Source organism: Buttiauxella ferragutiae (genome assembly GCF_022637515.1).
Lineage (GTDB): Bacteria > Pseudomonadota > Gammaproteobacteria > Enterobacterales > Enterobacteriaceae > Buttiauxella > Buttiauxella ferragutiae.
Genome location: NZ_CP093332.1, coordinates 4,367,384 through 4,380,144, shown reverse-complemented (window position 1 = coordinate 4,380,144; position 12,761 = coordinate 4,367,384). Strand labels below are relative to the sequence as shown.

The 12,761-nt window shown below is 49.8% G+C and carries 13 protein-coding genes; 9 read left to right on the top strand and 4 right to left on the bottom strand.

Annotated features, from left to right (window positions below; genetic code table 11):
• The first annotated feature begins 38 nt into the window (after window positions 1-38).
• The 6 genes from murC (at window position 39) to lpxC (ending at window position 6,753) form a co-directional block, all read left to right on the top strand.
• Complete coding sequence (gene murC, locus MNO13_RS20185; protein WP_064539927.1) at window positions 39-1,514, top strand: UDP-N-acetylmuramate--L-alanine ligase; 1,476 nt, start codon at window positions 39-41, stop codon at window positions 1,512-1,514.
• Complete coding sequence (locus MNO13_RS20180) at window positions 1,507-2,427, top strand: D-alanine--D-alanine ligase (protein WP_064539925.1); 921 nt, start codon at window positions 1,507-1,509, stop codon at window positions 2,425-2,427. The genes murC and MNO13_RS20180 overlap by 8 nt, the downstream gene beginning before the upstream one ends.
• A 1-nt stretch (window position 2,428) precedes the next feature.
• Entirely contained in the window at window positions 2,429-3,262 is an 834-nt protein-coding gene (gene ftsQ, locus MNO13_RS20175) for a cell division protein FtsQ (protein ID WP_064539923.1), read from the top strand.
• Between the two features lie 2 nt (window positions 3,263-3,264).
• On the top strand, window positions 3,265-4,521 hold the full coding sequence (ftsA, locus tag MNO13_RS20170) for a cell division protein FtsA (protein ID WP_034460940.1): 1,257 nt from the start codon (window positions 3,265-3,267) through the stop codon (window positions 4,519-4,521).
• Between the two features lie 63 nt (window positions 4,522-4,584).
• Window positions 4,585-5,736 carry a cell division protein FtsZ gene (ftsZ, locus tag MNO13_RS20165; RefSeq protein WP_064539921.1) on the top strand — a complete coding sequence of 384 codons (1,152 nt, stop codon included), beginning with the start codon at window positions 4,585-4,587 and terminating at the stop codon, window positions 5,734-5,736.
• A 99-nt stretch (window positions 5,737-5,835) separates the two neighbouring features.
• Window positions 5,836-6,753, top strand: a complete 918-nt coding sequence (lpxC, locus tag MNO13_RS20160) for a UDP-3-O-acyl-N-acetylglucosamine deacetylase (protein WP_064539919.1) — start codon at window positions 5,836-5,838, stop codon at window positions 6,751-6,753.
• An 8-nt stretch (window positions 6,754-6,761) separates the two neighbouring features.
• On the opposite strand, the gene MNO13_RS20155 is transcribed toward lpxC, so the two are convergent.
• Complete coding sequence (locus tag MNO13_RS20155) at window positions 6,762-7,280, bottom strand: DUF721 domain-containing protein (RefSeq protein WP_064539917.1); 519 nt, start codon at window positions 7,278-7,280, stop codon at window positions 6,762-6,764.
• A gap of 22 nt (window positions 7,281-7,302) precedes the next feature.
• On the opposite strand from MNO13_RS20155, the gene secM reads away from it, so the two are divergent.
• The 3 genes from secM to mutT all read left to right on the top strand — a co-directional run bounded on the left by secM (window position 7,303) and on the right by mutT (window position 11,036).
• Window positions 7,303-7,809, top strand: a complete 507-nt coding sequence (secM, locus tag MNO13_RS20150) for a secA translation cis-regulator SecM (RefSeq protein ID WP_064539915.1) — start codon at window positions 7,303-7,305, stop codon at window positions 7,807-7,809.
• A 67-nt stretch (window positions 7,810-7,876) separates the two neighbouring features.
• Window positions 7,877-10,582, top strand: a complete 2,706-nt coding sequence (secA, locus tag MNO13_RS20145; protein ID WP_064539914.1) for a preprotein translocase subunit SecA — start codon at window positions 7,877-7,879, stop codon at window positions 10,580-10,582.
• Between the two features lie 64 nt (window positions 10,583-10,646).
• Window positions 10,647-11,036, top strand: a complete 390-nt coding sequence (mutT, locus tag MNO13_RS20140; RefSeq protein WP_064539912.1) for an 8-oxo-dGTP diphosphatase MutT — start codon at window positions 10,647-10,649, stop codon at window positions 11,034-11,036.
• Here the strand turns inward: mutT and yacG are convergent.
• From yacG to coaE, 3 genes are read right to left on the bottom strand one after another with little or no spacing between them, the layout of a single operon-like run.
• A complete protein-coding gene (yacG, locus tag MNO13_RS20135) occupies window positions 11,033-11,230 on the bottom strand; it encodes a DNA gyrase inhibitor YacG (protein ID WP_064539910.1) in 198 nt (65 codons plus the stop codon). The two genes, mutT and yacG, sit on opposite strands and share 4 nt — an antisense overlap.
• A gap of 9 nt (window positions 11,231-11,239) precedes the next feature.
• Window positions 11,240-11,983, bottom strand: coding sequence for a cell division protein ZapD (zapD, locus tag MNO13_RS20130; RefSeq protein WP_064539908.1), 744 nt, complete (start codon window positions 11,981-11,983; stop codon window positions 11,240-11,242).
• A complete protein-coding gene (coaE, locus tag MNO13_RS20125; RefSeq protein ID WP_064539906.1) occupies window positions 11,983-12,603 on the bottom strand; it encodes a dephospho-CoA kinase in 621 nt (206 codons plus the stop codon). The genes zapD and coaE overlap by 1 nt, the downstream gene beginning before the upstream one ends.
• Between the last annotated feature and the right edge of the window lie 158 nt (window positions 12,604-12,761).

The following is a 12,761-nucleotide window of genomic DNA, read 5'->3' as shown; positions in this document are numbered from 1 at the left end:
TATTTGAAGTAATGGCGTTTGACGCTGCAGGTTAGAGAATGAATACACAACAACTGGCGAAACTGCGTTCTATCGTGCCCGAGATGCGTCGCGTCCGGCACATTCACTTTGTTGGCATCGGCGGCGCCGGTATGGGCGGTATTGCCGAAGTTTTAGCTAACGAAGGTTACCAGATCAGCGGGTCTGATTTGGCTCCGAACCCGGTCACTCAGCAGTTGTCGGCGCTGGGCGCCACGATTTATTTCAACCATCGTCCAGAGAACGTACTGGATGCGAGTGTTGTGGTGGTTTCTACCGCCATCTCGATGGATAACCCAGAAATTGTTGCGGCGCATGAAGCGCGTATTCCGGTTATCCGTCGCGCTGAAATGCTGGCAGAACTGATGCGCTTCCGTCATGGCATCGCCATTGCAGGAACACACGGGAAAACCACCACCACAGCGATGGTTTCCAGTATTTATGCAGAAGCTGGTCTCGACCCGACTTTTGTCAATGGTGGTCTGGTGAAAGCAGCAGGAACCCACGCGCGTCTGGGTCATAGCCGTTACCTGATTGCTGAAGCCGATGAGAGTGATGCGTCATTCCTCCATCTGCAACCGATGGTTTCTGTGGTGACAAATATAGAAGCTGACCATATGGATACCTACCAGGGCGACTTCGAGAATTTAAAGCAGACGTTTATTAACTTCCTGCACAACCTGCCGTTTTATGGCCTGGCTGTGATGTGTGTAGACGATCCGGTTATTCGCGAGCTGTTGCCACGAGTGGGCCGCAAGATCACCACTTACGGTTTTAGTGAAGACGCTGACGTTCGTGTTGAAAATTATCAGCAGAAAGGGCCGCAGGGGCATTTCACCATCGCACGTCAGGGTAAGCCTGCTCTGCATGTGACCTTGAATGCTCCTGGCCGCCACAACGCGTTAAACGCGGCTGCTGCGGTGTCCGTTGCCACTGAAGAAGGCATTGATGATGCTGACATTCTGAGTGCGCTGGAAAGCTTCCAGGGTACAGGGCGTCGCTTTGATTTCTTGGGTGAGTATCCGCTTGCCGAAGTGAATGGCAAAGAAGGTACCGCGATGTTGGTTGATGACTACGGTCACCATCCGACAGAAGTGGATGCCACCATTAAAGCTGCACGTGCGGGATGGCCGGATAAAAATCTGGTGATGATTTTCCAGCCGCATCGCTTCACGCGTACTCGTGATTTGTACGATGATTTTGCTAACGTATTGTCGCAAGTCGATTCTTTGCTGATGCTGGATGTTTATTCTGCCGGTGAAGCGGCAATTCCAGGCGCTGATAGCCGTTCGCTATGCCGCACTATTCGTGGCCGTGGAAAAGTCGACCCAATTCTTGTACCTGACGCAAGTCAGATTGCGGACATTTTAGCGCCAGTTTTGTCAGGAAATGACCTGATCCTGGTGCAAGGTGCAGGAAATGTTGGGAAAGTTGCCAGAAACCTGGCTGAATTCCGCTTGCAGTCCCACACTAAGGAGGGCGACCAACATGGCTGAGAAAATCGCTGTCCTGTTCGGCGGAACTTCTGCTGAACGTGAGGTGTCATTGCAATCAGGTGCAGCGGTACTCGCGGGCCTGAGAGAAGCCGGAATTGACGCTCACGAGGTCGATCCGAAAAATACACCGGTGACTGAACTGAAAGCGCAGGGTTTTGAAAAAGTATTTATTGCTTTACATGGCCGTGGTGGCGAAGACGGAACCCTGCAAGGGTTACTGGATTTCCTGAAACTGCCATATACCGGTAGTGGCGTGATGGCTTCGGCTATCTCTATGGATAAGCTGCGTACCAAATTGTTATGGAAAGGTGCCGGTTTACCCGTTGCTCCGTGGGTTGCATTGACTCGCCGTGATGTGGAAGCCGGTATCAGCGCAACAACGGTAGAACGTATTGCCAGCCTGGGGCTGCCAGTTATCGTGAAACCAAGCCGTGAAGGTTCAAGCGTGGGGATGTCGAAGGTTGATAGCGTTGCTGCACTGCCAGCAGCACTTGAACTGGCCTTCGAACACGATGAAGAAGTGTTGATTGAGAAATGGTTAAGTGGCCCTGAGTACACGGTTGCTATCCTGGGTGAAGAAATTTTGCCGTCAATTCGCATTCAACCCGCCGGAATTTTCTATGATTATGAGGCGAAGTATCTCTCTGATGAAACACAGTATTTTTGCCCAGGCGGTTTAATCGAACAACGCGAGCAAGAATTGCAGGCGTTAGTGCTGCAAGCCTGGCAAGCTTTGGGTTGCAGTGGTTGGGGGCGCGTAGATGTCATGCTGGATAGTGACGGGCAGTTTTATCTGCTGGAAGTTAACACGTCCCCTGGCATGACCAGCCATAGTCTGGTGCCGATGGCGGCACGTCAGGCAGGCATGACGTTCTCTCAACTGGTGGTGCGTATTCTGGAGTTGGCAGACTGATATGTCGCAAGCAGCTCTGAATACACGTAATCGCCAGGAAGAAGAGGAAACCAGCTCTCGCCGGAGTAATGGCGGGCGACTGGCCGGGATCATTTTCCTCAGTGCAGTGCTGTTTACGGTATTTATCGGCGGCTGGATTGTCGTCGGCTGGATGGAAGATGCACAACGTCTGCCACTGTCTAAGTTGGTAGTTACTGGTGAACGGCATTACACCCGTAACGATGATATTCGTCAGTCAATTCTGGCACTTGGGCCACCAGGCACCTTTATGACCCAGGATGTGAATATCATCCAGCAGCAAATTGAACGCTTGCCGTGGATTAAACAGGCGAGTGTCAGAAAGCAGTGGCCGGACGAATTGAAGATTCATCTGGTTGAATATGTACCCATAGCGCGCTGGAATGATCAGCATATGATTGATGCGCAAGGAATTGCGTTTAGCGTTCCAGCAGAACGCGCGGTAAAGCAGACTTTACCTATGTTATCTGGACCCGAAGGCAGTGAAGGTGAAGTCTTGCAAGGCTATCGCGCAATGGGCGATGTGCTGGCAAAGGATAAATTTACTTTGAAAGAAGCGGCGATGACCGCTCGTCGTTCCTGGCAATTGACGTTGAATAATGGCATCAAGCTCAACTTGGGCCGTGGCGATACGATGAAACGCTTGAGTCGCTTTGTAGAACTTTACCCTGTTCTGCAGCAGCAAGAGCAAGCCGACAATAAAAGGATTAGCTACGTCGACTTGCGTTATGACTCAGGCGCGGCAGTGGGTTGGCAGCCAGCTCCCGTAGAGGAACCTAATCCTAATCAGCAACAGAATCAGGCACAGGCAGAATAACAATGATCAAGGCGACGGACAGAAAACTGGTAGTAGGACTGGAGATCGGTACCGCAAAGGTTGCCGCTTTAGTAGGGGAAGTTCTGCCTGACGGTATGGTCAATATTATTGGCGTGGGCAGTTGCCCATCGCGTGGTATGGACAAAGGTGGCGTAAACGATCTCGAGTCAGTCGTGAAATGCGTTCAGCGCGCGATTGACCAGGCCGAGCTTATGGCTGATTGCCAGATTTCTTCGGTCTACCTTGCGCTGTCAGGTAAACACATTAGCTGTCAAAACGAGATTGGCATGGTGCCAATTTCGGAAGAAGAAGTGACGCAGGAAGACGTTGAGAACGTTGTTCACACCGCGAAGTCAGTACGCGTACGTGACGAACATCGTGTTTTGCACGTTATCCCGCAAGAATATGCAATTGACTACCAGGAAGGCATCAAAAATCCTGTAGGTTTATCGGGGGTGCGCATGCAGGCTAAAGTGCACCTCATCACCTGCCATAACGATATGGCTAAAAACATCGTCAAAGCTGTTGAACGATGTGGCTTGAAAGTGGACCAACTGATCTTTGCAGGTCTTGCGGCGAGCTACGCAGTATTGACCGAAGATGAGCGTGAATTAGGGGTCTGCGTTGTGGATGTCGGTGGTGGTACTATGGACATCGCGGTCTACACTGGCGGCGCGTTGCGCCACACAAAGGTTATCCCTTATGCGGGGAACGTGGTGACCAGCGATATCGCTTACGCCTTTGGTACACCACCGAGTGATGCAGAAGCCATTAAAGTCCGTCATGGTTGCGCGTTGGGTTCAATTGTCGGTAAAGATGAAAACGTTGAAGTGCCAAGTGTCGGTGGACGTCCACCGCGTAGCCTGCAACGCCAGACGCTCGCTGAAGTCATCGAGCCTCGTTATACCGAACTGTTGAATCTGGTCAACGAAGAGATTTTGCAATTACAAGAGCAACTTCGCCAACAAGGTGTGAAGCACCACCTGGCGGCGGGGATTGTACTAACGGGTGGCGCTGCACAAATTGAAGGTCTGGCAGCCTGTGCGCAACGCGTGTTCCATACGCAAGTTCGTATCGGACAACCGTTAAATATTACCGGCCTGACTGATTACGCCCAGGAGTCTTATTACTCCACAGCGGTCGGCTTGCTGCACTACGGGAAAGAAACTCATCTCAGTGGTGAAGCGGAAGTGGAAAAACGGACCTCTGTCGGCTCATGGATTAAGCGAATCAACAGCTGGCTGAGAAAAGAGTTTTAATTTTTATAAGAGACCAGACAAAATTAGTGGTCTCAGGCGACAGGCACAAAACGGAGAGAAACTATGTTTGAACCTATGGAACTGACCAACGACGCGGTGATTAAAGTCATCGGCGTCGGTGGTGGCGGCGGTAATGCCGTTGAACACATGGTGCGTGAACGCATCGAAGGTGTTGAATTCTTTGCAGTGAATACTGACGCGCAAGCGTTACGTAAAACTGCGGTAGGCCAGACTATCCAGATTGGTAATGGTATTACCAAAGGTCTGGGTGCTGGAGCTAACCCTGAAGTGGGTCGTACCGCTGCGGAAGAAGACCGCGATGCGTTACGTGCAGCCCTTGAAGGCGCAGACATGGTCTTTATCGCCGCTGGCATGGGTGGCGGTACTGGTACAGGTGCAGCGCCGGTAGTTGCGGAAGTTGCTAAAGATCTGGGCATCCTGACCGTAGCCGTTGTGACTAAGCCTTTCAACTTCGAAGGCAAGAAGCGCATGGCGTTCGCGGAGCAGGGTATTGCCGAGTTGTCTAAGCATGTTGATTCACTGATCACCATTCCAAACGACAAATTATTGAAAGTTCTGGGCCGTGGTATTTCTCTGCTGGACGCTTTTGGCGCAGCAAACGATGTACTGAAAGGTGCAGTTCAGGGTATCGCTGAACTGATTACCCGTCCGGGTCTGATGAACGTCGACTTTGCTGACGTGCGCACCGTAATGTCCGAAATGGGTTATGCCATGATGGGCTCTGGTGTAGCAAGTGGCGAAGATCGTGCAGAAGAAGCGGCAGAAATGGCGATTTCTAGCCCACTGTTGGAAGACATCGATCTGTCTGGTGCTCGTGGCGTTCTGGTCAACATCACCGCTGGCTTTGACCTGCGTCTGGATGAGTTCGAAACTGTGGGTAACACCATTCGTGCGTTCGCATCTGATAACGCTACTGTGGTTATCGGTACTTCTCTGGATCCAGAGATGAATGACGAACTGCGTGTGACTGTTGTTGCAACTGGTATTGGCATGGACAAACGTCCAGAAATTACTCTAGTGACCAACAAGCAGACTCAGCAGCCAGTGATGGATCGCTACCAGCAACACGGTATGGCTCCTCTTCAACAAGAGCAAAAGCCAGTTGCAAAAGTAGTGAATGACAATACGCCACAAACAACGAAAGAGCCTGATTATCTGGATATTCCAGCGTTTCTGCGTAAGCAAGCTGATTAAGAATAAACCGGAAGTTGGGGATCTGCGCTCTTTGTGCTAAACTGGCCCACCGATTGTGATATACACTTCGGTTGGATAGGTAATTGGCGAGATTATACGATGATCAAACAAAGGACACTTAAACGTATCGTTCAGGCGACTGGCGTCGGTTTACATACCGGCAAGAAAGTCACACTGACGTTGCGCCCTGCGCCGGCAAATACCGGGGTCATCTATCGTCGCACCGACTTGAATCCTCCGGTAGATTTTCCGGCAGATGCCAAATCTGTGCGTGATACCATGCTCTGTACTTGCCTGGTGAACGAGCACGATGTGCGGATTTCTACCGTTGAGCATTTGAATGCCGCCCTTGCGGGATTAGGTATTGATAACATTATTATTGAAGTCAATGCCCCAGAAATCCCAATCATGGACGGTAGTGCAGCGCCATTCGTCTACCTGCTGCTTGATGCCGGGATTGACGAATTAAACTGTGCGAAGAAATTTGTGCGCGTGAAAGAAACAGTTCGCGTTGAAGACGGCGATAAATGGGCTGAATTCAAGCCGTACAATGGTTTCTCGTTGGATTTCACCATCGACTTTAACCATCCGGCGATTGATGCCAGTACCCAACGCTACAGTATGAACTTCTCTGCGGACGCGTTTATGCGCCAGATTAGTCGTGCTCGTACCTTCGGTTTTATGCGTGATATCGAATATCTGCAGTCCCGTGGTTTGTGCCTGGGCGGTAGCTTCGATTGTGCCATCGTTGTTGACGATTATCGCGTACTGAACGAAGACGGTCTGCGTTTTGAAGATGAATTCGTTCGTCACAAAATGCTCGACGCAATCGGCGACTTGTTCATGTGCGGCCATAACATTATCGGCGCGTTTACCGCCTATAAGTCAGGTCATGCACTGAATAACAAACTGCTTCAAGCGGTTCTGGCGAAGCAAGAAGCCTGGGAATGGGCAACCTTCCAGGACGATGCCGAACTTCCGTTAGCGTTCAAAGCACCGAAAATGGTTCTGGCATAACACCAGAATTATTTATTACGACTGGTTTCATTGGTACTCTCTCCGGCCAATGACGCCAGTCGTTCTATTATTGCCTTCAATTTCTCAGGGCTACGTTCAGCCACCATTCTTAATGCCTCCGCGCTTTGCTGGCTTAACACTCTGTTGACCCCTTCAGTTTTCCCTTTCACTGTCTGAGTGCTGTTTTCTTGTACTGATTCTTGTCCAATTGCAGCCAGTGATGGATTAATCCTGATGTCGATTGATGTCAATGATGGTAATATTTGTGCACGTAATGCACTCAGTAGCGTGGCTTGTTCATAGCGTAACCGCATCAGCCAGCTAGCATTTGCAGTTTCAAGTACGAGAATGCCTTGTCGGAAATTTGCTACCCGGCACCAGGGATGCAGTTGAGCGGGTAATATCCCTTTCACTGCCCTGTTGAGCTTAAGTAGCGCAGTTGCGCGCTGTTGCACGTTTTGCAACACGCTTTCGGCACCAGCATCATCGAACAAATGATCTAAAGATTGTGGGCGGCTATCACGCATACATAATGCTCCGGCGGATAAAGTGATTGGTATTCTAAATCGTTGGCGACAGTTTGGCAGACGTTATTTCTGGCCGCATCTCTTATTAGGGATGGTTGCGGCGAGTTTTGGCATGCCTGCGCTCAGCCAAAATACCGAACCAACCGCCCCTGCCGAAACATCTACCAGTAGCCACGACTACCTGAATAAGGTTAGCTTCAATAGTCTGGCATTATTGCAGGAAAGTACCCGCCGACCATCTTTTAGTGTCGATTACTGGCATCAACATGCTATTCGTACAGTAATTCGTCATCTTTCATTTGCAATGGCACCTCAAGCATTGCCTGTAGCACAAGAAAGTTTGCCACTTCAGGCACACAAACTCGCTTTGCTGGACACGCTCACAGCGCTTCTTACCCAGGAAAGCAAACCCCCTGTTATTGTGCGTCATATCGCGCTTTGGCAATCTCCAGCGGTTGAGACATTCAGTCCTGCCATTTGGATTAGCCAGGTTCACGGTATCCGCGCCGGTCCACAACGCCTCAGCTAAATTCCTTTCCTTTAATTATAACGTTATTTTTAGCTCTGCCCTGATGGCAGGCGTTTGAGAATTAATCATGCTAATCAAATTATTAACTAAAGTTTTCGGTAGTCGTAACGACCGCACTCTGCGTCGTATGCGTAAAGTTGTCACCCTGATCAATAGTATGGAACCGGAAATTGAAAAACTTTCCGATGATGAATTAAAAGCCAAAACGAATGAGTTCCGTGCTCGTCTTGCGAAAGGTGAAGTACTTGAAAATCTGATCCCAGAAGCTTTTGCGGTTGTTCGTGAAGCTAGTAAGCGTGTATTCGGGATGCGTCACTTCGACGTGCAGCTGCTTGGCGGTATGGTACTAAACGATCGCTGTATCGCAGAGATGCGTACAGGTGAAGGTAAAACACTGACCGCAACTCTACCAGCATACCTGAATGCGCTGAGTGGCCGTGGTGTTCACGTGGTTACAGTGAACGATTACCTGGCCCAGCGTGATGCCGAAAACAACCGTCCGCTTTTCGAATACCTCGGTCTGAGCGTTGGCATTAACTTGCCAAACATGCCAGCTCCGGCAAAGCGTGAAGCTTATGCCGCTGACATCACTTACGGCACCAACAACGAATACGGTTTTGACTACCTGCGTGACAACATGGCGTTCAGCCCTGAAGAACGTGTACAGCGTAAACTGCACTACGCATTGGTGGATGAGGTTGACTCAATTCTTATTGATGAAGCGCGTACGCCGCTAATCATCTCCGGTCCTGCTGAAGACAGCTCCGAGATGTACCGTAAAGTAAACAAAATCATCCCGAGCCTGATCCGTCAGGAAAAAGAAGATTCTGATACTTTCCAGGGTGAAGGCCACTTCTCCGTAGACGAAAAATCTCGTCAGGTAAACATTACTGAACGCGGTCTGGTACTGGTTGAAGAGTTACTGGTACAGGAAGGCATTATGGAAGAAGGTGAGTCTCTGTACTCCCCGACGAACATTATGCTGATGCACCACGTGACTGCAGCACTGCGTGCGCATGTGCTGTTCGCCCGTGACGTTGATTACATCGTTAAAGATGGCGAAGTTATCATCGTTGATGAACACACCGGTCGTACCATGCAAGGCCGCCGTTGGTCTGATGGCCTGCACCAGGCTGTTGAAGCTAAAGAAGGCGTCGACATTCAGAACGAAAACCAGACGCTGGCATCTATTACCTTCCAGAACTACTTCCGCCTGTATGAAAAACTGGCCGGTATGACGGGTACTGCGGATACCGAAGCATTCGAATTTAGCTCTATCTACAAACTCGATACTATCGTTGTGCCGACTAACCGTCCAATGATCCGTAAAGACATGCCTGATCTGGTCTATATGACTGAAGCAGACAAGATTATGGCAATCATTGAAGATATTAAAGAGCGTACTACTAACGGTCAGCCCGTTCTTGTTGGTACCATTTCTATCGAAAAATCCGAAGTGGTTTCCGCTGAGTTGACCAAAGCGGGTATCAAACACAATGTTCTGAACGCCAAGTTCCACGCTAACGAAGCCGGTATCGTGGCGCAGGCGGGTTATCCTGCCGCAGTGACCATTGCAACCAACATGGCTGGTCGTGGTACGGATATCGTACTGGGTGGTAGCTGGCAGGCTGAGGTCGCTGAGCTTGAAGACCCAACGCCTGAGCAAATCGCGCAGATTAAAGCTGACTGGCAGATTCGCCATGACGCAGTTCTGGCATCCGGTGGCTTGCACATTATCGGTACCGAGCGTCACGAATCTCGCCGTATCGATAACCAGTTGCGCGGCCGTTCCGGTCGTCAGGGTGATGCGGGTTCATCGCGTTTCTACCTGTCTATGGAAGATTCACTGATGCGTATTTTCGCATCGGATCGTGTTTCAGGCATGATGCGTAAACTGGGTATGAAGCCGGGCGAAGCGATTGAACACCCATGGGTCACTAAGGCAATTGCTAACGCACAGCGTAAAGTTGAAAGCCGTAACTTTGATATCCGTAAGCAGCTTCTTGAATATGATGATGTGGCGAACGACCAACGTCGTGCGATCTACAGCCAGCGTAACGAATTGCTGGACGTGAGCGACGTTAGCGAAACCATCAACAGCATCCGTGAAGATGTCTTTAAAGTGACAATCGACACGCACATCCCACCGCAATCACTCGAAGAAATGTGGGATGTTGAAGGCCTGCAAGAACGCCTGAAAAACGACTTTGACCTCGAGCTGCCAATTAAAGAGTGGCTGGATAAAGAGCCAGAGCTGCATGAAGAAACGCTGCGCGAGCGTATTCTGCAAAACGCAATGGAAGTGTATCAGCGTAAAGAAGAAGTGGTTGGCGTTGAAATGATGCGTCATTTCGAAAAAGGCGTGATGCTACAGACCCTGGATTCATTGTGGAAAGAGCACCTGGCGGCTATGGACTATCTGCGTCAGGGTATCCACTTGCGTGGTTATGCGCAGAAAGATCCTAAGCAAGAATACAAGCGTGAATCTTTTGCCATGTTTGCTTCTATGCTCGAAGCTCTGAAATATGAAGTTATCAGTACCTTGAGCAAAGTCCAGGTTCGTATGCCTGAAGAAGTAGAAGCGATGGAACAACAGCGTCGTGATGAAGCTGAGCGTTTGGCGCAGATGCAGCAGTTGAGCCATCAGGATGACGACACGCTGGCTGCGGAATCACTGGCAGCAGAGACGGGTGAGCGCAAAGTGGGTCGTAACGATCCGTGCCCATGCGGTTCCGGTAAAAAATTCAAGCAGTGTCATGGCCGTTTAAGCTAAGAACTGTATTGTTGACGAAGGCGCAGCTTGCTGCGCCTTTTTTCTATGGAGCACCTGCACAAAAATGAAACAACTAGAAATAGCCGTCGGGATCATTCGCAATTCCCAAGGGCAGATTTTTATCACTCAGCGAGCTGCTGACGCTCATATGGCAAATAAGCTGGAGTTTCCCGGTGGGAAAATCGAAGTTGATGAAACGCCAGAGCAAGCATTAGTTCGCGAGCTACATGAAGAAACAGGCATCACGGTCACTGGGTTTACGCTGTTTGATAAACTGGCTTACCAGTTCCCGGACCGGCATATCACGCTGTGGTTTTTCATGGTGGAGAGCTGGGAAGGCGAGCCGTGGGGCAAAGAAGGGCAACCGGGGCAGTGGGTTACACAGAATGCGCTGGTGGCAGCAGATTTCCCACCAGCAAATGAACCGATTATCAGAAAATTACAGCAGAGCTAACGTAAATCTTCTTCACTCCAGTCATCACTCTCTGACAAATCGCCGCTGCTTGGAATACGTTTTTCCTCAGCGGCCCATTCACCTAAGTCAATCAGCTGGCAACGTTTACTGCAAAATGGGCGATACGGGCTGGCTTCATTCCAGACAACGACTTTGCCACAACCAGGGCAGTTTACTTTAGTAAGTTCAGACATATTCGCTCCTTAACAGCATGCCAGCTCAAAATCGAGACGCTCAGGGATAATTCCATTTTCGCTATCTAGCGGTAAGAAACGGATTGCAAAACGGCTTTTATGACCAGAAACCTGGGGGTAGAGCTGGGACGAGAGATCCAGCTGTAAACGCAGCAAATCAGCATCATCACCGTTATCCTGATAAAAACCATTCAGGCTGGTTTGTTTACGGAATGGAGCCGAATTACGAATAATATCCAGCAACAAATCCAATGCCTGCTTCAACGGCTGCAAACTCGTAAGCCAGGTATTAATTTGGGCATTGCGCTGCTCTTGTGGCGAATACAACCAGATGTGTAACGTTGGCAAATCGAAACTGCAGCATCCGCCAGGAATACTTAGACGCTGACGAACAAGGGCAATCAGACGGTCTTCTCGTAAAGACTGCCCAAGGCGTGGCGCTGCCATTAAAACACTACCGCGTTCTTTGAGCTGGCTACGCAGCGAATCGATAAGCTGCATATCTACACCAGGAACCTCAGCCCAGTTCAATAATTTACGCTGCTGACGCTCAAGCTCTTTGAGGATATCTGTGCGAATTTCGCCTCGTTCAAAGACGTCTAGCAGGTCACCGACATTACGGAAAAAATGAAGGGCTTTGGAAGTCCCATCTACCGGTAATGAACTGTCGAGTTGTTGGATTAAGAACTCGATACGCAACCAGGTACGCATTTTTTCATTCAGTGGGTGCTCAAAAAGAATCTGGGTGCTCATTATTCATTTTCCTGCTGTGCGGCCTGGGACGCCAGTTCCAGATACTGGCGGTGCAGACGGTCAACATGTGCGGCCACCTGTTCGGCGGCACCATCATTATTAATTACATCATCGGCAGCGCTCAAGCGCGCCTCGCGTGTCGCCTGTGCAGTAAGGATTTGTTGCACATGTTCACGACTGACTTTATCGCGCGCAATAGTACGTGCGATTTGCACCTCTGGCGAGACATCAACAACCAGCACGCGATCGGCCATTTGCTGTAGATTATTCTCAACTAACAACGGAACAACCCACAAAACGTAGGGGGAAAGAGCCTCATTGATTTCAGTTCGGGTTCGTTGATGGATCAGTGGATGTAGCAGCGCATTGAGCCATTGTTTTTCTTCAGGTGAAGAGAAGATCTTTTCGCGAAGAACCCGGCGGTTAAGAGTGCCATCCTGAAGAAGAATCTCTTTGCCAAAATGGTCAGAAATAATGCTAAGAGCAGGTTGCCCTGGCTCAACCACCCGACGAGCAATTACATCTGCGTCTACTACGGTAATACCTAATTGGGAAAAGTTATCGGCGACAGTACTTTTACCACTGCCAATCCCACCCGTTAATGCCACCGTATAAACCATAAGACCCAGACCCTAAAGCGATTTCATATTTCTAAGGTAAATTTTAACGATTGTAGCGCAAAAAAGACTGTTTTCGCAGTCTTGCGGCGGCATTAATAGTGCGTATGATAGCGTCACTGGAATTGGTGCCTAAATCGCCAATTGCGTTCACGCGTCCT